We start from the raw sequence: 19736 nt of genomic DNA on the forward strand, positions 1-19736 counted from the left end.
ATTAATCAAAATTATTATGCTGTTACGGGCGCTTGTAATTCATCAGCATAATGTGCCAGGCCATAATTTCTTTTTAAACATTCTTCAGGATTTAATACGTGCCATTCAAATTCATCTCTGAAATGCCTTATTGCTGCTGCAACAGGCCATGCTGCTGCATCTCCCAATGGACAAATAGTATTTCCTTCAATTTTCCTTTGAATATCCCAAAGCAAATCAATGTCTTTCATTTCGCCTTTTCCATTTTCAATCTTGGTAAATACTTTTTCCATCCACCCTGTTCCTTCACGGCAAGGTGAACATTGACCACAGCTTTCATGATGATAAAATCTTGCGAGCGTTAATGTATGGCGAACTACACATTGGTCTTCATCTAAAACTATAAAGCCTCCGGAGCCCATCATACTTCCTGTTACAAACCCGCCGTCAGCGAGACTTTCATAATTCATCAATCGTGTTTCGCCTTTGGCAGTCTTTAATAAAAGATTAGCAGGCAATATTGGAACTGATGAACCACCAGGGATACACGCTTTCAATCTTTTTCCATTTGGAATGCCACCGCAATACTCATCACTGAAAATAAATTCTTCCACAGATATTGTCATATCGATTTCGTAAACGCCCGGCTTATTAATATTACCACACGCAGAAATTAATTTTGTACCTGTTGATCTTCCTACTCCAATTTTTGAATATGCTTCTCCACCTTCATTTATGATTGGAACAATTGCAGCTATTGTTTCAACATTATTTACAACTGTGGGGGAGCCCCAGACACCTTTAACTGCCGGAAACGGAGGCTTAATTCTTGGCAATCCTCTTTTTCCTTCAAGGCTTTCAAGAAGTGCTGTTTCTTCGCCGCAGATATAAGCACCTGCTCCGCGGTGCACATATATTTCACAATCAAATCCGCTATCCAAAATATTTTTACCAAGAAATCCATTTTGCCTGGCTTCTTCAATCGCGTTTTCAAGAATATCTGTTATCCAATCGTATTCACCACGGATATAGATATACGAAATTTTGCTTCCTAACGTATAGGAGGAGACGATCATTCCTTCAATTAAAAGATGTGGAATGAACTCCATTAAATATCTATCCTTAAATGTTCCAGGTTCGCTTTCATCAGCGTTGCATACAAGATATCTTGCAACACCTTCAGGCTTCGCCAAAAAACTCCATTTCATTCCGGTCGGAAAACCTGCGCCGCCACGACCTCTCAATCCGCTCTTCTTAACTTCCTCTACAATATCGTTGGGCTGCATTTTAAAAGCTTTCTCTACACTTTTATAACCGCCCTCGCGACGGTAAACTTCGAAGCCTTTTATTCCTTCAATACCAATTTTATCTAATAATAATTTTTTTGACATACTATCACTTATTTCTTCTCGCAATTAAACATCCAGGTTACTCCAAATTTATCCTGGAGCATTCCAAACTTCGCCCCCCAAAATTGATCGGCTAAAGGCATAGTTACCTTTCCGCCTTCTGCCATTTTGTTAAACACTTCGTCCAATTTACTTTCATTATCTACATCAACCGATAATTGGATATTTCCATTTGTTGAAACCGGTTGCCCTTTAAAAACATCAGAAACCATAATCATATTTCCATCAAAAACAAATCTTGCATGCATCACTTTATCTTTATAATCTTCATCACTTGGTATCGGGCTTTCACCATAGGTTCCTAATTGAACAATATCTCCACCTAAGACGTTCTTATAAAAATTCAGAACTTCCCGTGCATTGCCCGCAAAATGCAGATATGGTATAAGTTTCATGAATTTAAAATTTTATTGTTATAACCATTGTTGAATCTATTTCTTTGAAAACAAATTTTTTAAAGACATTAAATCCTGTTTCAATAATCTAGTTATTCGCCGCTGCTTTTGCTATACATTCTTCAATTATACTATCAACTTTTTCTTTTGTAAGATGTTCCCGGTATGTTTTTCCAAACTGCATCATGGGCGCATACCCACAGGCTCCCAAACATTCAACAACTTTTAATGTAAACAATCCATCTGCAGTTGTCTCACCTTTTTTTATCGATAATTTGTCTTCAATATATTTAATTATGTCATCGCTTCCATTAAGCATACAGGGTCCCGTCTGGCAAACTTCAAATACATATTTACCAACAGATTTTGTATTATACATTGAATAAAAAGTTGCTACTTCATATACTTCAATCGGCTTGATATTTAATAACGAAGCCACATAATCCATAGAAGACACATCAAGCCATCCACCACCCTGCTGCTGTGCCAAATGCAATATGGGAAGTATAGCACTCTTTTGTTTGCCTTCAGGATAACGATTAATTATTGCGTTAACTTTATTTAATTGTTCTTCAGAAAAAATCATTGTTTTTTTTATTAAAAATCAAACTGCTTTTTATCTCAATTAAGCATCCATCTCACCTGCAATTAAATTTAAACTACTCATAGTAATAATTGCATCACTTAACATTCCTCCTTTTGTCAATTCGGAATAGGCCTGGTAATAAATAAAACATGGCCGCCTGAAATGCAATCTGTAGGGAGCTCTGCCACCATCACTTATTAAATAAAATCCCAGTTCACCGTTAGCGCCTTCAACCGGGGAATAAATTTCACCAGCCGGCATTTCAATTTCGCCCATCACTATTTTAAAGTGATAAATGAGCGCTTCCATTTTTGTGTAAACATCTTTTTTATCAGGCAGATAATATTCAGGAACATCTGCATGAAAAACTTCCGCATCTTTTCCTTTAAATTCCTGAACTTTTTGATAAGCGTCTTTAATCAATTTTAAACTTTGCCACATTTCCTGGTTTCTTACAAGAAACCTGTCATAACAATCACCTGTAGTGCCTACCGGAACTGTAAAATCAAAATCTTCATAGCTACTGTATGGATTATGAATGCGTACATCGTAATCTACGCCCGCGGCACGTAAATTTGGACCAGTGAATCCATAGTTTAAAGCACGCTCTGCACTTATAGGACCTACATCAATAGTTCGATCCATAAAAATGCGGTTGCGGTTAAAAAGATTTTCAAATTCTTCAAGAACAACCGGCCATTCTTTTATGAACTTTTCCAGTTTTGCAAAGGCTTCATTGGTAAAGTTTCTTTCGAAACCTCCGATGCGACCAATGTTCGTTGTTAACCTGGAGCCACATATTTCTTCATAAATTTCGTATATCAGTTCACGATATTGCATCACATAAAGAAAACCTGTGTAAGCACCAGAATCTACACCAACAATTGAGTTACAAATTAAATGATCAGAAATTCTTGCAAGCTCCATAATAATGATGCGCAAATAGTCTACCCGCTTTGGAGTTTTAACCTTCAACAATCTTTCGCAGCATATATGCCATCCCATATTATTTATAGGAGATGAACAATAATTCAAACGATCAGTAAGTGGTGTGATCTGGTATAGTGGACGATGCTCGGCAATTTTTTCAAATGCCCTGTGAATATATCCAACAGTTTGTTCGGCACTTACCACACGCTCTCCATCGAGCTCAACAACATTTTGGAAAACACCATGAGTTGAAGGATGTGTAGGTCCAAGATTTAAAGTAGTGGTTTTCTTTTCTAAAGAATGTTCCGGAAGTTTTATATGTTGTTTAGTATCTGACATTAATTTATCAATTTTTAATCACGGCCAAACATTTCATCATCTTTATCAACTCTTGTTTGTTCTTCTAACGGATATTCCTTGCGCATTGGAAAATAATCCATTTCATCTGCATTTAAAATCCGCACAAGATTAGGATGTCCAATAAAATTTATGCCGTAAAAATCGTAGGTTTCTCTTTCCATCCAATTGCCGGAAGCATATAATGCAGCTGCACTAAATACATCAGGTTGATTTATATCTGTAAAAACTTTAAACCGGATGCGAATATTATTAACGAGGTTATGTAGATGATAAACCACGGCTATTTCTTTACCTTTTTTTTCAGGATAATGAACCGCACAAAGGTCTGTAAGAAAACGAAATTGCAGCGTAGGGTCATCAAATAAAAACTGGAGTATTTTAAGATTTAAATCTTTATTTGAAGTAAATGTGAGTAAACCATAGGGCTCCTCCCAATCATAAATTTCTTCACCAAATTTTTCAGTTAAATGCTGCCTGATTGTTTCGTTAGTTAATGCCATAATTTAAAATTCATAAAAATATAAAATGCAAAAATGATAAATCCGGTAATAAATTTTCATTTACATTTTACATTTATTGTATGCCATAGCTATTCATTAATTCTTTATATCTCTCCGAATTTCTGCGCCTCAAATTTTCTTTGCCCACCAGGTCCTGCACTTTCATGAAACCATCCAATACTGCCTCGGGTCTTGGAGGACAACCGGGCACATACACATCAACCGGGATAATTTGATCAATACCCTGTAACACCGCATAAGAATCAAATATTCCGCCGCTGCTTGCGCAGGCCCCCATTGCTAAAACCCAACGTGGTTCAGCCATTTGAAGATAAACCTGCTTAACTATTGGCGCCATCTTTTTTGCAATAGTACCCATAACCATCAATAGATCGCATTGACGTGGAGAAAAGCTTACACGTTCAGAACCAAATCTTGCAAGGTCATAATGAGAAGCCATAAGGGCCATAAATTCTATCCCGCAACAACTTGTAGCAAAGGGCAAAGGCCAGATAGAATTTTTACGGGCAAGTCCCACAACATCGCTCAATTTAGTTGCAAAGAATCCTTCCCCGGTAAGACCTTCCGGAGCGGTTGCTAAGGCTATTGGTGCTTCTATTTTCTTATCTGTAATATTGTATTGAACCGGGCGAGCCATTTTTTTAATTTTAAATTTTTAGATCAAATTGCAATATACAAGCAATAAATACAAGGATTGCCTATTGCTGATTGCTACCAATTTTATTCTTCCCAATGCAATGCGCCTTTTTTAATAATATAAATAAAGCCGGATAAAAAGAATGCGACAAACATAACAATTGCTAAAAATCCATGCCATCCCAATTCACGAAAATTAACAGCATATGGGTAGAAAAAAATAACTTCAACATCAAACAAAACAAATAATATAGCTATTAAAAAATATTTAATTGCCATAGGTCGACGTGCATTTCCATGCCCTTCAATACCGCTTTCAAAATTTTCCAGTTTCTCTGATGTTTTTCTTTTTGGGCCAAACAAATGCGTTAACGTCATTATTCCACCAACCAAAATAATTGCGAAAATTAACTGGATGCCTATTGGAAGATAATCTAAAGTACTATTGCCGGATGAAGCTGCCTGCAAAAAGAATATATGTATCAATATTGAAAAATATTATTTGCAAAAATACAACAGCCCATTCAATTTTCCATCACGATTGTAAATGCTCACAGAGATTAAAATGAAAGATTTTAAGATTATTTTAAAAAATCTCGCTATAAAAAAAGCCCCGCTATAAAAACGGGGCCTGATATTAATAATTTTTATTTCATTTCTTAGCCGGCGCGGTATTCTTAGGAGACTTTGCTGGTTGGGAAGGCTGGGTTGGTAAGGCTCGTAATGCCTTATCATTAGTCTGGGCCTGGGTATCGTTAGGATCTAAAGACAGTATTTTACTGTTATAGACAATGGCAGAGTCTTTATTATGTTTCACATTATAGTAATAAGCAACCATATACCGGTAAGCAGTAATTTCATTTGCTTTAACTTTTTCTTTATCCGCAGATGTATCGGCTATTTCAATAACTTTTTCATAAGAAGGTTTTGCCAATCCGTTGGCCCCGGTAGAATCTAACCCTTCCTGGGCATGAGCTTTCATGAACCATCCAAAAATATCTTCAGGATATTTTTGCGTATATAACCCAAATATTGAATCAGACCCTGCATAATCACTTCCCCGGTAATCATTATAACCTGCATAGTACAAATCAACTTTACCATAGTCAGGTTTCAGCTTTAAAATTTTGGCATACCATTTACCGGCCTCTGCATATTTCTGAGATGCGATAAGGCTTTCTGCCGTTGATTTTACATAATCCAATTTATTGGCCGGAACTGTATCTAGTGCTATGGCTTTATCTATATACACTGAAGCAAGAGAATCATTGTGTATTTTATCCAAAGAATCGGTAGCCGGAATTTTTAAAAGAACCTTACCATAGGTTGCATAGTCGTTTGGCCCTATTTTATCCGGATTTATTTTTGTAAAAAACTCGTCAAAATATTTTTTTGCATTGAGCGAATCTCCCATTTTATCATAAGAATATGCCTTTAAACCGTATAAATTTGGAAACACTTTTGTTCCTGCTGATGCAATACATTCATCAGACTTTGTAATTGCTTGCTGGTATAATTTGGAAACATATAAAAGAGAAGCCTCTGCATAGCAGTTCTTAGAATCAGGATCAGCAACTGCAATGTATTTGTTAAGATAATCTCTTGATTTATTTACATCACGTTGATAGTAGTAGTTATATAACCAGTAATATACCGGTGCAAAATTTGGATCTGCGGCAATTGCAGCATTATAATATTTCATATAAATGGGCTCCTGGCCGTAACCCTGTGTTTCGTATATCCTTCCTATCATGAAATCTGCTCTTGCGTTTTTAGGATCAAGCGCCAGGGCATTACTATATGAAGTTGTTGCGTTAGCACCATCAATCATTTTCCGGTAGGCATCTCCTAATAGAATTTGTATCTCCGCATCTTTTTTCTCCCTGTCTGCTGCCTGGTTTAGTTTGGCAATAGCGTATACCGGATCACCACTTTTTGTATCAATATTAGCACGGCCAACTGCAACAAGTATTTCTGGTAATTCTTTTTTCTTTGGGATACTTATCGCTGCTTCAAATTTATTACGGGCATCTTCTTTCTGGCCCTCCATTAAAGCAATTTCTCCCATCCCTACCATCAGTAAAGGTGCATTCGGATTTGCCTGTAAGGTTTTTTGATATAAAGCTTTTGCCGCAGCCGTATCAGGATTTTCGTCATTTTTAATATATGTCTGTCCAAGCCAGTAGGCAGCTTCAATATCGTTGGGATTAGCAGCAACTAATTTGCTAAACACGTTTTGAGCACTGTTGTACCTTTCATAATTTAAAAACTTTTTACCGTCGTCAATACTCTGGGCAAATAAAGTTTTTCCAAAAAAACTTAAAGAACATAATAAGAAAAGCTGTTTCATTTTTCGCATTTTACTTGATTTAGATTAATAACTTATATTTTCAATTTAGAGTTGCAGAACGTATCGTAAAATTCATTTTTGCTGGCCATAAGTAGGATCGCATAAATATCAATTGTCCTTTTTCATAAGTCATGAAATTTGCGAACCCCCCGCCGAGGCCATTGTAATTTTCTTTTAAAATATAATACAAACCGCGTACCATTGGGTAACGTCTCCTTTCAATATTGGCCTGGTAAGGTTTTACATAGGTCTTTTCCGGGCAATTACATTCAATTGCCGCGATTCTTACTTTTTTCAAAAAGCTTAATTGCGATGTATCTTCCTTATTTCCTATCCAGCTTACGCCAACGAAGCCCAATACGTTTTTATGATCGGCAACATAATTTATAACGCCCAGGCTATTTTTTTCAGCAAAAACCTTTTTAGGATCAAAAGGTTTTCCTTTCAAAATAGAATCAATTGCAAAACGAATGGTGCTTGTTTCTTTTAAACCATCAAAAACGGCCACTTGCTTATCTCCTGTTGAGCCATTCAATATACCGCGAATTTTATCCATTGAAAAGAGTGAATCTGGATCGTCATTATTAACAATCACTGCAACTGCATCGTTTGCTAATTTATCATACGCCGGGTAAAAAGTTAAACTGTCTTTGTAAAATTTTTCTTCCTGGTCTGTAAGCCCCCTGGTCACTATAATCATCCTGGTACTGTCTTTTATCAAATCTTTAAAGCAATCAGCCTCGGGCTTATATTCTGCAATAATTTTTGCTTTAGGATATAGCGCTTCAAAAACCTGTATTTGCGAATCGATAACCGGTTCAAAAGATTCGTCTACGCTTATATGTATAATGCCACTATTAGTTGTATCCAGGTCAGTACGTACATTACGGCCGGAGCAACCTGGTAAAAGAATTAACGCAAAAGCTGATATTATCAGCGCCAGGTTTATTCTTTTATTTTTTAATTTATGTATCATCTTTCTCTAAAATAATCTTTTTTAATACCCCTGTAAAATCGCCATGCACCATAAATAATAATTAATCCCGCAAAAATTTTCGCCGGGGTGCTATCCGTAAAATTATTACTAAAATGAAGCTGTTTAGAAAAAATTATAAAAACTCCCACACCGATATATAAAATACCCATGCCAAAGTCCATAACACTTTTCATTAAAATATATCGCTTTGTTCTCTTGTCCTCTGTGTTTTCAAATTCTTCAAGACTCATATTAGAAATTTATATTGGCCGTTGGCAAGATAAAATAAAATGAAGAAATAGTGTTTAAAAAAAGGTGACAACACAGATATTTATCCAAATATTTTTTAAAATTCACTGGTAAACTTTACGGGCACCACATAATAAACTGATACATTTTCGCCATTGCTTCTTCCGGGAATCCACAAAGGCATTTTCTTCAATACCCTTATTACTTCATTATCAAAAACAAATCCGCCCGATTTTAGCACATCAAAACTTTCCAACTTTCCATTATAGTCTACAACAAATCTTATTTTTACTGATACTTCACCCCCTTCTTCCACATCTTCAGGCGCATGAAGGTTTTTCTTTAAAAAATCAAGCAACGCTTTAACTCCACCCGGATATTGGGGCATTATATCAGCAACATCTACAGGTCCTGGCTTATTTATTTTCGTGGCAGGAGCTGCAGGTGCTTCTGCGCCTATCTTTAAATTTTTACCGAACCCTTCACCACCGCCGGGAAAATTAATTGCTGAAACACTTGTTGGATTTATAGACTGTATTGTTTCAAGTGGTGTTGCAGGTAATTTGTTAATATTAATGGAATCTACAATTCTTGGAGGTAGTTCATTGGTATTTATTTTCTTTGGATGAATATTATTTACTACAACTTTATGTGCCGGTTGTGAGGGAGGCTGGTAGTTATCTAGTTTGCGATCTGGGCTTGCCAATATCATGCTTTTCACTTTTGCAATTGACGAAGGTTTTTGTAAGAACAGTAAACAAAGCAATAAGCACAATGCCATCATCAAAAGCAAAGCAATACGCATCCTGCTGGTATACGATTTCCGTAAGGTATACGCACCGTAATCTTTATTACGATTCTCAAAAATAATATCCAATAAATTACTTTGTAAAATTGTATCCTGGTTCATGATTATATTTTTTGCAGAAATGCAATGCATTTCAGAATTAAAAATTTATTAAATCAAAAACCGGCGCCGTTTAAACGTAAGATGCATGATTGATTTTTTTTCATAAACTTTTTGTAAAGAAATTTTTAGCAGTTCATCAAACCATTGTGCATGATAAATCTATAGGTACAATTGAATATCATATTTTTGCGGCTTATAAAATAAATCTTCCGCACAGGCAAAAAATGAAACCATCATTACCACAGGGCACCAGGGACTTCAGCGCAGACATAATTCGAAGGAGACGTTTTATTCTTGATACCATCAAAGATGTTTTCGAGTTATACGGTTTTGAACCGTTAGAAACGCCCGCTCTGGAAAACCTGGAAACTCTTATGGGAAAATATGGAGATGAAGGGGATAAACTTATTTTTAAAATACTTAATAACGGCCTTGATAATCCTTTAAAGAAAGAAGAAATACAAAAAGGTTTTAATAAAATTCTTGAAGGAAAAAATGAAAAAAATATTACGGAAAGAGCTTTACGTTACGATCTTACTATTCCATTTGCCCGGTATGTTTCTATGAATTATGGCAAACTAACGATGCCGTATAAACGCTACCAAATGCAAAGCGTTTGGCGTGCAGACAGGCCGCAAAAGGGAAGATACCGGGAATTTTATCAATGCGATGCAGATGTTGCAGGGACCAATTCTTTAATAAGTGATGCAGAACTGGCGTTAATTTACCAGCAGGTTTTTAGAAGGCTGAAAATTGATGTAGATATTAAAATCAATAGCCGTAAAATATTAGCGGCGCTGGCGGAAGTATGCGGAGGAAGTGATAAGATGAGTGCGATTACGGTAGCAATTGACAAACTCGATAAGATAGGAATTGAAAAAGTAAAAGAAGAGCTGATAGAAAATAATTTATCTGTTCAGCAAATTTCAGTTATTGAATCTTACCTGCAAATTGGCGGGAGCAATGATGAAAAGCTCACTAAAATAACTACGTTATTAAATAATGTTGAAACTGGCCAAAAAGGAATTGAAGAATTAAAAATCATTCTTAATTATATAAACGAAGTTGCCGGTCAATCTTCTACAAGCTCAATAAATATTGACTTTACGTTGGCAAGAGGGCTTAATTACTATACAGGAATTATTTACGAAGTAAAAGCGAAAAACATAGAAATGGGAAGCATTGGCGGAGGCGGAAGATACGATGATCTCACAGGTTTATTTGGTTTACCAAATATACCTGGTGTCGGTATTAGTTTCGGTGTAGACCGCATTTACGATGTAATGACTGAGTTAAATATTTTTCCGGAAGACATTAATAAATCAACAACCGTTTTATTTTTCAACCTGGGTGAAAAAGAATCAACAGTTGCTTTTAAAGAAATGCAGGTTCTCCGGAACAATGGAATAAGTTGTGAGTTGTTTTATGAAAATGCAAAACTGGATAAGCAGTTTAAGTATGCTTCAAAAAAAAATATACCTTTTGCAATAATTATTGGTTCCAATGAAGTGGAACAAAAAACATGCATTGTAAGGGACCTTTTAAAGGCAGAACAACAAACTATCCCCGTCGACAACCTTTCTTCATATTTTAGATAATAAACCGGTTACTTTATTCAAAATTTGTGATTAATAATAAAATGAATTAGTTTTTCTAAATTATTTTAATGGTTATTCATAAATACCGGATTATAAAATTTTAAAACAGCTATTATGAAATCTTTTTTCAAGCTCACACTTCTGTTTGTTGGAGTGGCATTTTTGTTTACATCATGCAGTAAAAAAAATGAAGAGGGCAAAATGATACCCAAAAATGCAATGTTTGTAGTTCAGCTTAATACAAAATCTCTTAAAGAAAAACTTACCTGGAATGATATAAAAAATTCCAACTGGTACAATATGGCTCTGGAACAATCCCAGGACAAGGCCATGTCAAACCCGGAAATAAAAAAGATTTTGGATAACCCGGAAAACAGCGGAATTGATTTAAACAGCAGTCTTGTTTTTTTTGTTGGTAAAAATCCCGGAACCGAAGGAGAAGCTGTTTTGGAGGGAAGCATTAAAAATGCAGATAATTTTGCCCAATTCAATAAAAGCTTTGATTCTTCTGCTACCGTTAGTAAAGATGGGGATTTAAATATTCTTAAGTTGCATGATAAGGCTGTAGTTGCCTGGAATGACAAACACTTTGTTTACGCCTTTGATGCAAGTAACGCAAGTTCAAGGTTTAACCCCATGAACAATAATACAGGCAACCAAACTAATGTGGCCCCATTAGTGGATAAAAGTGTTGGTCTTGCCGCAACCTGCAAAAATCTTTTCTCATTGAAGTCGGATAGTAGCCTTGCAGAAAATGAAAAATTTACAAAACTTCTTAAAGAAAAAGGTGATATACATGCATGGGTAAACAGTGAAGAAATAATGAAGAGCTCCTCCTCGCTTGGGATGCTTGGCATGCTTAAACTGGATGTATTTTTTAAAGATAATATCGGCACTTATTCCGTAAACTTCGATAACGGAAAAATTGATATTAATCACAAAGGATATGCAGGAAAAGAGTTCAGCGATTTTCTTAAAAAATATAGCGGAGGCAGTATTAATACCGACATGATTAAAAACATTCCTTCGCAAAATGTATTAGGTGTTTTAGCAATAAATTATAAGCCGGAAGCAATTAAAGAACTTATCAAGCTTATGGGAATGGATGGATTTTTAAATATGTACTCCAGCCAAATGGGATTTAATCTCGATGACTTTGTAAAAGCCAACAAAGGCGATCTCACACTTGCTGTTAGCGATCTTAGCATAAAAAATGGATCGACTATTAATAATCAAGCGGCTGCAGATTCCACAACGCCCTCATTTACCAAACCCGATTTTAATGTTTTATTTTCTGTTTCAATAGGCGATAAAACCAGCTTTCAAAAGCTTCTTGATGCAGGCAAAAAGATCGGCGGCGAAATGGGAAGAAATGACACTTCAATTGCGTATGGCCAAAACGATAAGGTATTTGCTATAACCAATCACCAACATTTTCTTAACGATTATCTTGCAGGAAATGCAAATAACAAATACGATTTCATAGATAAACTGAGCGGCCACTCTGTTGGATTATATATAGATATACATAAAATACTTTCCGTAATGGCCAACGAAAAAATAAACGATGCTGATAAAAAGTTGCTTATGGATGAAAGCCTCAAGCTATGGAACAATGTTTATGTAACTACAGGCGACTTCAAGGATAATGCATTAACAGGGCACACTGAAATTAATTTTATTGACCAAAGCACCAACAGCCTGAAACAATTGAATCATTACTTCGATGCAATCGCAAAGGTTGAAAAAGAAAAAAAGGATAAAGAAAAATCTGAAATGAAGATGACAGATTCTTTGATTATCCCGCCCCCAATCGACACAGTAGGTCATAAATAATTTATCGAATTTTATTTTATAATAGAAGCTGAAATATTATGCAGATAAACCTGCAGGAAATTGTACCTGATTATATAGACAAAAAAAATATTAGCGGATCGCAGGTATGGGGTAAAAACATAATAATTAAAAAAGGTGAACACCTACATATTGTTGCGCCTTCAGGAACCGGCAAAACGTCTTTAATACATTTTATATATGGCTTAAGAAAAGATTATACCGGCAACATTTCTTACGATGCAACAGATATTAAAAAGCTTTCTACGGAAAGCTTTTCTTCATTCCGGCAAAATAAAATAAGCATCATTTTCCAGGATTTAAGATTATTTGAAGATCAAACCACAAGAGAAAATATAGAGATAAAAAGAAGGTTGCATCCATTTCATCCACCTGAAATGATTGATGAAATGGCCGGGAGGCTTGGCATTGAAACAAAATTAAGCCAACAGGTAAAAACATGCAGCTATGGCGAGAAGCAGCGTATAGCTATTATCCGTTCTTTAATGCAACCCTTTGAATTTTTATTATTAGATGAACCATATAGTCACCTGGATGAAGTGAACAGGAAAAAAGCAATGGATCTTATTTATGAAGAATGCGGGAAACGAAATGCAGCAATGATTTTCGCTGACTTAAAAGAACTTGATTTTTTAAAAGGAGAAAAAGTGTTGACTTTGTAATGATTGAATTGTTTTAGTGCTGCATTGATAAATTGATAAAAGAGTAAATGCGTTAAACATCGTACATTGAAATGGAGTTATCATATAAAAATATCGAGCCTTTAATTATCTCAGGAAAAAATATTTTTTCAAAATGGCTGGGCTATTTTGGATTAGGAATTGGTGTGTTGCTATTATTGTTTTCAATGCAAATGTTTATAAACATTCAGCAATTGCTTAAAGAAAAAAGCCCCCGCAAAAGTGGTTATGATTTTATTTCAATTTCTAAAAACATCACCAATGAAAACATGGGAAAGGATAATAGTTTTACAAATGAAGATTTAAATAAACTTAAAACATATCCCGCTATTGAAGGATTATCTCCTTTAATCTCCAATCAGTTCCGGGTAAGGGCTACTGCTGGTGATGTTATTCCATTTAGCACCGATCTTTTTTTAGAAAGTATCGATAAAGATTTTATTGATACAGTTCCTCCATCTTTTACCTGGCAACCAGGTCAGTCGGTTGTGCCCATTATTTTCTCTTCCGATTTTTTAGAGATGTATAATGTCTTTGCCCCCGCACAGGGATTACCGCAGTTGTCTGCAAAAACTATTTCATCAATAAATATTATTTTAGAATGCTCCGGACCAAACGGAACCCTAAATTTTAAAGGAAATATCGTTGCATTGAGCGATCGGATTAATTCATTACTTGTTCCAAAAACCTTTATGAACTGGAGCAACCTTCATCTCAGCGGGGACACGGCTACACGGGTTTCAAGGGTTTATATAAAAACAAAAGATGCCAATGATCCACAGCTTATTTCATTTTTAGACCAACAAAATTATCACCTTAACAAAGACAAAGTAAAATTCAGCCGGGTAAAAAGTATTCTGCAAAATATTGTCAGTGCATTGGGGATTTTTGGCATTTTGGTAATTGTAATGGCGCTCGTACTTTTTTCTTTCTACCTGCAATTGATGATTGCAAAAAGCAAAGATAATCTTCGTTTATTGCTAACGTTAGGTTACTCGCCCCGATGGCTTACGAACAGCGTTGCTAAAACGTGGCTGCCTGTCTATTTATTTATAATTATTGGCGCTTTAATAATTACGCAACTACTTCACTTATTATTCCTTCAGTTTTCATTTGTAGATAAGGAAGATCTTTCCTTCTTGTTGCATTGGAGTGTCTGGCTCATCGCAATTCTATTATTGGCATTAACCGTATTTATTAATTCCGGTTTGGTAAAGAAGGAATTAAATAATATTATATAAAAAATTATTGCACATTTTCAAAAATCATTGCAGCGCCCTGCCCTACTCCCACGCACATAGTTGCAAGTCCGTAATGCGCTCCTCTCCTTTTCATTTCATATAATAACGTGGTGGAAATTCGGGCACCGCTGCATCCCAGCGGATGGCCGATAGCAATAGATCCGCCGTTTACATTTACCTTTTCGAGATCAAGCCCCAATTCATGAATGCATGCAATAGATTGCGATGCAAAAGCCTCATTCAATTCTATTAAATCAATATCACTAACGGAAAGGCCAGAACGCTGTAATGCTTTTTGGGTCGCCGGTACGGGGCCAATACCCATAATAGCAGGATCCACACCCGCAACAGCCATGCTTTTTATTTTTGCAATTGGCTTAAGGTTGTATTTCTTTACCATGCTTTCGTTGGCAAGCATTAGCATTGCTGCGCCATCATTTATCCCAGACGAATTTCCTGCGGTTACCGTTCCATCTTTCATAAACGCAGGTCTAAGCTGCAACAATTTTTCCAAGGAAGTTTTCCTTGGATGTTCATCTTTATCAAAAATGATTTGCTCAGTTTTATTTGGGGTTATTTCAACCGGAACAATTTCATCTTTCCATTTACCGGCGGCCAGCGCATCAAAATATTTTGACTGGCTTCGTAAAGCAAATTCATCCTGGGCATGCCTTGATATTTTCCATTGTCCTGCGACATTTTCTGCTGTTTCACCCATGGAATAAGGATAATATTTATCGGTGAGTTTTTTATTAGGAAAACGCCAGCCAATTGTTGAATCATAGATTTCCGACCGCCTGCTAAAAGCGCCATCAGCCTTATTCATCACAAAGGGAGCTCTCGTCATACTTTCAACACCACCTGCCAAAAAAATATTTCCATCTCCGCACATTATCGCACGTGATGCATCCATAATTGCTTGCAAACCGCTAGCACATAATCTGTTTACTGTATTTCCCGCGATAGAAACCGGCAAACCTGCTAGCAGGGCCGACATTCGTGCGACATTACGATTATCTTCTCCGGCCTGGTTAGCATCTCCTGCAATTACATCTTCAATGTCATTTACGTCTATTTTTCCATTTCTTTTTATCAATGCTTCTATTACATCAGCCAGTAAATCATCAGGGCGAATAGTGCTCAAAGCGCCGCCATACCTGCCTATAGCAGTGCGTAAGGCATCAATAACATACACAGTTTGCATTTCCTTTTTTTTAATAATTATGCAAGATAACGGTTAGCTCAAAACTTTACCAATTAACCAAATTAACTTTTTAACCAATTAACAATTTAACCATCATTACAATATTTATCTTTGCAAAATGAATGAAAAGAAAAATATCAGAACACTTTCTTTGGAAGAACTTACCGCATACTTTGCCACTATCAATGAAAAAAAATTCAGGGCGAAACAAGTGTGGGAATGGCTTTGGCAAAAACATGCCACAAATTTTGAAGACATGACCAACCTGGGCAAAGAGCTTAGGCAAAATTTATCGGATAATTTTTCTTTACCTGCAATTCATACGGATGCTTCACAATACAGCAGCGATGGAACTGTAAAAACAAGATTTAAAACTTATGACGGTCATTTGGTTGAAGGCGTATTAATACCGGTAGATAACAGGCAAACGGCCTGTGTTTCTTCACAGGTAGGATGCAGCCTGAGTTGCAAATTTTGTGCAACAGGTTATATGGATAGAAAGCGTAATCTTCATTTTGATGAAATATATGATGAGGTTGTTTTGCTGAACGAAATGGCTGAAAAAACTTATGGCAAAAAATTAAGCAACATTGTTTTTATGGGAATGGGTGAACCATTGCTTAATTATAAAAATGTATTAAAAGCTATTGAAAGAATTACTGCGAATGATGGGCTTGGTATGAGTTCAAGAAGAATAACAGTTTCAACAGCAGGTGTTGCTAAAATGATAAAGCAATTGGGCGATGATGGCGTAAAGTTTAATCTTGCACTGTCTCTTCATGCAGCTAATGATAAAAAAAGGAATGAAATAATGCCCATCAATGAAACCAATAATATAAAAGCATTGATTGAGGCGCTCAATTATTTTTACGATAAAACCAAAAATGACATCACTTTCGAATACATTTTATTTAAGGGCGAAAATGATTCAATCCAGGATGCCGATGACCTTATAAAAATTTATAAACAGGTGCCCGTACACCTTGTAAATATTATTGAATACAATCCTATCGATAATGCAACTTTTGTAAAGCCTGACAAAGATGCTACGCAAAAATTTATGGATTACCTCGCCGCCCATCGTGTAAATGTAAGGCTCAGGATCAGCCGTGGAAAAGATATTGATGCTGCCTGCGGTCAGCTTGCCAATAAAAACCTGGAGCCTTCGGCAGTAAACTAAACTATTTTCTTTAACAATTTATTATTGAATGCTATTAAACCCGGCTGATACAACTATGTCTATTATTAACAAAATAATATACACATGAAAAAATATCTAATTGCATTAACAGCGTTCAGTTTAATAGCAATTACTTCCAATGCGCAAATAAAACGTAATGCAACAGATTCTTTAGGCAAGCCATCCGCAATGGGCATGCATCATCACAAAAGAGGAAATGAAATGAATAAACCTCATCACCATCACATGATGATGAATCAACTTAACCTTACTGATGCTCAAAAACAACAGGTGAAATCAATCAATGATGATTATAGAAACCAGGTGAAGGATCTTGAAAAAAATAGCAACATAACCCTTAAAGATTACCGTTCAAAAAAAGCAAGTCTTGAACAGGAAAGAAAGTCAAAATTCGAGGCACTTCTCACAACGGAGCAAAAAAATAAAATGGCTCAGGCAAAAAAAGAAAGAAGTGAAAAGATGAAAATGATGGCGGAGAAAAGAATGGAAAAGATGAAAACTGATTTGAGCCTAACCGATGACCAGGTTGCAAAAATCAAGAAGCAACAGCAAAGTTCCATGGAACAAATGAAAGCAATCAAGGAAAATTCATCATTAACGGAAGAGCAAAAGAAAGAGCAATTAATGGACCTGCATAAGAACATGCGTGAAAGCATGAAAAATATTCTTACTGCTGATCAGCTAAAGAAAAGAGAAGAGTTTAGAAATAACAGAATGAAGGAATGGAAAAATAAAAGAGCCAATAAAGACTCATAAATAATTTCCCTTTGAAAATGGCAGGTGAATCAAAAATTTGGTTCACCTGTTTTATTTTATCTTTGCACTTCACTACTGTTGAAAAAACAGCAAATCACTTCTACATGAGCCAGCAACCTTTTAAAAAATTTATCAACCCAAAAAATAATGCAGCAATAAAGGAAAAGCATAAGCAGGATAAAAAAAATGCTAAGAAAGAACGGGCTGCTGCAATTGAAAAACATTTTGAGGAAAAAAGATCAATTCGCCAACGGGCATTTTCTTCAAATAATCCTGTTGTTGCCGATAAACCTGGAAGAAAACAAAAATATCCTCAGCCCAAAAAAGAGCAGGCAACGGTAAGTTCTTCAAATACAAAGAAAATTACAGATACATCTGAAATGCCGCTGAATAAATATTTGGCACACTGTGGCGTTACTTCCCGCAGGGATGCCGTGAGTTTGATTATTGATGGAAAAGTTACGGTCAACAAAAAAATTATTACTCAACCTGCATTTAAAGTAAGTGAAAAAGATGAAGTAATATTTAATGGAAAGAAATTATTTGTAACTAAAAATCTTATTTACATTTTACTTAATAAACCTAAAGATTATATAACTACTACTGATGATCCGCAGAACAGGAAAACAGTTTTGCAACTCACTAAAAATGCTACTGATCAGAGAATATATCCTGTTGGCAGATTAGATAGAAATACTTCAGGCGTTTTATTACTCACCAATGACGGTCAACTTACCCAGGAATTGACTCATCCGAGTTTCAACGTAAAAAAAGTATATGAAGCAAAACTGGATAAGCCATTAACCAAAAATGATTTTGAGAAAATATTAAATGGAATAAAATTAGAAGACGGCGAAATTTTCGCGGACGCTTTGGCTTATGCTGATTCAAAAGATAAAAGTATAATAGGAATAGAATTACATAGTGGCCGCAATCGTATTGTGCGTCGCATTTTTGAGCATTTGGGTTATGATGTAAAAGGCCTCGACAGAGTTATGTATGCTAATCTTACCAAAAAAAATGTAGAGCGTGGAAAGTGGCGTTATTTAAGTGAAAAAGAAGTTCGCTTATTGAAATACATGAATAAACAAAAATCAATACGAACTGCGAATAAAGAAAACAAAAAAATTGATACATCAGAATTCAATTAATCCAATGGAGCTAAGAGGCGTTTCGATAATTTTTGAAAATGAAGATTTTATCGCTGTAAACAAATCTGCAGGAATGCTCACGATACCTGACAGGCACGATGAGACGCAGTTATCATTATACAAAATTTTATCACAGCAGTATGGTAAAATTTTTATTGTGCATAGGCTGGACAGGGACACAAGCGGGCTTGTATTGTTTGCTAAAAACGAAGTCACTCATAAATATCTTTCCCAATTATTTGAAAAAAGAAATATTGAAAAAATTTACTTAGGAATAGTAAAAGGAAGCCTTCCTGATAAAACAGGAACAATTAACGAACCTATTGCAGAGCATCCGGTACATAAAGGAGTAATGGCAATACATAAAAAAGGAAAGCCTTCCTTAACTGAATACAAAGTATTGGAAGATTATGGAATTTATTCAGCAGTTCAATTTAATATTCAAAGCGGGAGAACGCACCAGATAAGGGTTCATATGAAATATGCAGGACATCCTATTGCCTGTGACGCTGTATATGGAGATGGAAAGCCAATATTGCTTTCATCATTTAAAAAGAAATATAAACTGAGCAAAGGCGAAGAAGAAGAAAGGCCAATCTTAAACAGACTAGCCTTACATTCTTATCGGTTAAACTTTAAAGATGCGAATAATAATCTGCATACGTTAGAGGCGCCTGTTCCAAAAGATATAAAAGCATTATTGCAGCAATTAAAAAAGAACAGGAGCCCAGCCGTGTTAAAATAAACAAA

At 35.7% G+C, this 19736-nt stretch carries 20 protein-coding genes; 8 read left to right on the forward strand and 12 right to left on the reverse strand.

Going from position 1 to position 19736, the window contains the following annotated elements:
* Positions 1 to 14: 14 nt before the first annotated feature.
* The 11 genes from nuoF to FW778_RS09920 all read right to left on the reverse strand — a co-directional run bounded on the left by nuoF (position 15) and on the right by FW778_RS09920 (position 9301).
* The gene (gene nuoF, locus FW778_RS09870; protein ID WP_150414542.1) at positions 15 to 1370 is read right to left on the reverse strand and encodes an NADH-quinone oxidoreductase subunit NuoF; all 1356 of its coding nucleotides are present in this window, start codon (positions 1368 to 1370) and stop codon (positions 15 to 17) included.
* Between the two features lie 8 nt (positions 1371 to 1378).
* Positions 1379 to 1783 (reverse strand): VOC family protein, encoded by a 405-nt coding sequence (locus FW778_RS09875; protein ID WP_150414543.1) that lies wholly within the window; start codon positions 1781 to 1783, stop codon positions 1379 to 1381.
* An 88-nt stretch (positions 1784 to 1871) separates the two neighbouring features.
* The gene (locus tag FW778_RS09880) at positions 1872 to 2369 is read right to left on the reverse strand and encodes an NADH-quinone oxidoreductase subunit NuoE family protein (RefSeq protein ID WP_202552171.1); all 498 of its coding nucleotides are present in this window, start codon (positions 2367 to 2369) and stop codon (positions 1872 to 1874) included.
* A 39-nt stretch (positions 2370 to 2408) separates the two neighbouring features.
* Entirely contained in the window at positions 2409 to 3638 is a 1230-nt protein-coding gene (locus FW778_RS09885) for an NADH-quinone oxidoreductase subunit D (protein WP_150414545.1), read from the reverse strand.
* Positions 3639 to 3652: 14 nt separating this feature from the next.
* On the reverse strand, positions 3653 to 4159 hold the full coding sequence (locus tag FW778_RS09890; protein ID WP_150414546.1) for an NADH-quinone oxidoreductase subunit C: 507 nt from the start codon (positions 4157 to 4159) through the stop codon (positions 3653 to 3655).
* A 73-nt stretch (positions 4160 to 4232) separates the two neighbouring features.
* Positions 4233 to 4817 (reverse strand): NADH-quinone oxidoreductase subunit B, encoded by a 585-nt coding sequence (locus FW778_RS09895; RefSeq protein ID WP_150414547.1) that lies wholly within the window; start codon positions 4815 to 4817, stop codon positions 4233 to 4235.
* Between the two features lie 83 nt (positions 4818 to 4900).
* Positions 4901 to 5209 (reverse strand): NADH-quinone oxidoreductase subunit A, encoded by a 309-nt coding sequence (locus FW778_RS09900; protein WP_235906185.1) that lies wholly within the window; start codon positions 5207 to 5209, stop codon positions 4901 to 4903.
* A 259-nt stretch (positions 5210 to 5468) separates the two neighbouring features.
* A complete protein-coding gene (locus tag FW778_RS09905; RefSeq protein WP_202552172.1) occupies positions 5469 to 7166 on the reverse strand; it encodes a tetratricopeptide repeat protein in 1698 nt (565 codons plus the stop codon).
* Between the two features lie 40 nt (positions 7167 to 7206).
* The gene (locus FW778_RS09910; RefSeq protein WP_150414549.1) at positions 7207 to 8142 is read right to left on the reverse strand and encodes a PstS family phosphate ABC transporter substrate-binding protein; all 936 of its coding nucleotides are present in this window, start codon (positions 8140 to 8142) and stop codon (positions 7207 to 7209) included.
* The gene (locus FW778_RS09915) at positions 8139 to 8393 is read right to left on the reverse strand and encodes a hypothetical protein (protein WP_150414550.1); all 255 of its coding nucleotides are present in this window, start codon (positions 8391 to 8393) and stop codon (positions 8139 to 8141) included. The genes FW778_RS09910 and FW778_RS09915 overlap by 4 nt, the downstream gene beginning before the upstream one ends.
* A 95-nt stretch (positions 8394 to 8488) precedes the next feature.
* The gene (locus FW778_RS09920) at positions 8489 to 9301 is read right to left on the reverse strand and encodes an energy transducer TonB (RefSeq protein WP_202552173.1); all 813 of its coding nucleotides are present in this window, start codon (positions 9299 to 9301) and stop codon (positions 8489 to 8491) included.
* 89 nt (positions 9302 to 9390) lie between these two features.
* Here FW778_RS09920 and hisS point away from each other — a divergent pair, with 89 nt between their 5' ends.
* The 4 genes from hisS to FW778_RS09940 all read left to right on the forward strand — a co-directional run bounded on the left by hisS (position 9391) and on the right by FW778_RS09940 (position 14674).
* Positions 9391 to 10899, forward strand: a complete 1509-nt coding sequence (gene hisS / locus FW778_RS09925) for a histidine--tRNA ligase (protein ID WP_235906187.1) — start codon at positions 9391 to 9393, stop codon at positions 10897 to 10899.
* 114 nt (positions 10900 to 11013) lie between these two features.
* On the forward strand, positions 11014 to 12735 hold the full coding sequence (locus tag FW778_RS09930) for a DUF4836 family protein (RefSeq protein WP_150414553.1): 1722 nt from the start codon (positions 11014 to 11016) through the stop codon (positions 12733 to 12735).
* A 38-nt stretch (positions 12736 to 12773) separates the two neighbouring features.
* Positions 12774 to 13415, forward strand: coding sequence for an ATP-binding cassette domain-containing protein (locus FW778_RS09935; protein ID WP_150414554.1), 642 nt, complete (start codon positions 12774 to 12776; stop codon positions 13413 to 13415).
* 71 nt (positions 13416 to 13486) lie between these two features.
* Complete coding sequence (locus FW778_RS09940) at positions 13487 to 14674, forward strand: FtsX-like permease family protein (RefSeq protein ID WP_150414555.1); 1188 nt, start codon at positions 13487 to 13489, stop codon at positions 14672 to 14674.
* A gap of 4 nt (positions 14675 to 14678) precedes the next feature.
* Here FW778_RS09940 and FW778_RS09945 read toward each other — a convergent pair whose 3' ends face one another.
* The gene (locus FW778_RS09945) at positions 14679 to 15878 is read right to left on the reverse strand and encodes a thiolase family protein (RefSeq protein ID WP_150414556.1); all 1200 of its coding nucleotides are present in this window, start codon (positions 15876 to 15878) and stop codon (positions 14679 to 14681) included.
* 118 nt (positions 15879 to 15996) lie between these two features.
* On the opposite strand from FW778_RS09945, the gene rlmN reads away from it, so the two are divergent.
* From rlmN to FW778_RS09965, 4 genes are all read left to right on the forward strand, one after another.
* A complete protein-coding gene (gene rlmN / locus FW778_RS09950) occupies positions 15997 to 17058 on the forward strand; it encodes a 23S rRNA (adenine(2503)-C(2))-methyltransferase RlmN (RefSeq protein WP_150414557.1) in 1062 nt (353 codons plus the stop codon).
* Positions 17059 to 17142: 84 nt separating this feature from the next.
* Complete coding sequence (locus tag FW778_RS09955; protein ID WP_150414558.1) at positions 17143 to 17835, forward strand: Spy/CpxP family protein refolding chaperone; 693 nt, start codon at positions 17143 to 17145, stop codon at positions 17833 to 17835.
* 104 nt (positions 17836 to 17939) lie between these two features.
* Positions 17940 to 18986, forward strand: coding sequence for a pseudouridine synthase (locus tag FW778_RS09960; RefSeq protein ID WP_202552209.1), 1047 nt, complete (start codon positions 17940 to 17942; stop codon positions 18984 to 18986).
* On the forward strand, positions 18964 to 19731 hold the full coding sequence (locus FW778_RS09965) for an RluA family pseudouridine synthase (RefSeq protein WP_235906188.1): 768 nt from the start codon (positions 18964 to 18966) through the stop codon (positions 19729 to 19731). Before FW778_RS09960 ends, FW778_RS09965 begins: the two co-directional genes overlap by 23 nt.
* Positions 19732 to 19736 lie beyond the last annotated feature (5 nt).

The organism is Ginsengibacter hankyongi, assembly GCF_008710285.1.
GTDB classification, from domain to species: Bacteria; Bacteroidota; Bacteroidia; order Chitinophagales; family Chitinophagaceae; genus Ginsengibacter; species Ginsengibacter hankyongi.

Bases quoted from the DNA above. Each gene is read 5' to 3' on its own strand.
- FW778_RS09880 (WP_202552171.1), bottom strand. From the start codon at position 2,369: ATGATTTTTTCTGAAGAACAATTAAATAAAGTTAACGCAATAATTAAT.
- FW778_RS09935 (WP_150414554.1), top strand. From the start codon at position 12,774: ATGCAGATAAACCTGCAGGAAATTGTACCTGATTATATAGACAAAAAA.
- FW778_RS09930 (WP_150414553.1), top strand. From the start codon at position 11,014: ATGAAATCTTTTTTCAAGCTCACACTTCTGTTTGTTGGAGTGGCATTT.
- nuoF (WP_150414542.1), bottom strand. From the start codon at position 1,370: ATGTCAAAAAAATTATTATTAGATAAAATTGGTATTGAAGGAATAAAA.
- FW778_RS09895 (WP_150414547.1), bottom strand. From the start codon at position 4,817: ATGGCTCGCCCGGTTCAATACAATATTACAGATAAGAAAATAGAAGCA.
- rlmN (WP_150414557.1), top strand. From the start codon at position 15,997: ATGAATGAAAAGAAAAATATCAGAACACTTTCTTTGGAAGAACTTACC.
- FW778_RS09920 (WP_202552173.1), bottom strand. From the start codon at position 9,301: ATGAACCAGGATACAATTTTACAAAGTAATTTATTGGATATTATTTTT.
- FW778_RS09940 (WP_150414555.1), top strand. From the start codon at position 13,487: ATGGAGTTATCATATAAAAATATCGAGCCTTTAATTATCTCAGGAAAA.
- FW778_RS09875 (WP_150414543.1), bottom strand. From the start codon at position 1,783: ATGAAACTTATACCATATCTGCATTTTGCGGGCAATGCACGGGAAGTT.
- FW778_RS09905 (WP_202552172.1), bottom strand. From the start codon at position 7,166: ATGAAACAGCTTTTCTTATTATGTTCTTTAAGTTTTTTTGGAAAAACT.
- FW778_RS09915 (WP_150414550.1), bottom strand. From the start codon at position 8,393: ATGAGTCTTGAAGAATTTGAAAACACAGAGGACAAGAGAACAAAGCGA.
- FW778_RS09945 (WP_150414556.1), bottom strand. From the start codon at position 15,878: ATGCAAACTGTGTATGTTATTGATGCCTTACGCACTGCTATAGGCAGG.
- FW778_RS09890 (WP_150414546.1), bottom strand. From the start codon at position 4,159: ATGGCATTAACTAACGAAACAATCAGGCAGCATTTAACTGAAAAATTT.
- FW778_RS09910 (WP_150414549.1), bottom strand. From the start codon at position 8,142: ATGATACATAAATTAAAAAATAAAAGAATAAACCTGGCGCTGATAATA.
- FW778_RS09955 (WP_150414558.1), top strand. From the start codon at position 17,143: ATGAAAAAATATCTAATTGCATTAACAGCGTTCAGTTTAATAGCAATT.
- FW778_RS09960 (WP_202552209.1), top strand. From the start codon at position 17,940: ATGAGCCAGCAACCTTTTAAAAAATTTATCAACCCAAAAAATAATGCA.
- FW778_RS09885 (WP_150414545.1), bottom strand. From the start codon at position 3,638: ATGTCAGATACTAAACAACATATAAAACTTCCGGAACATTCTTTAGAA.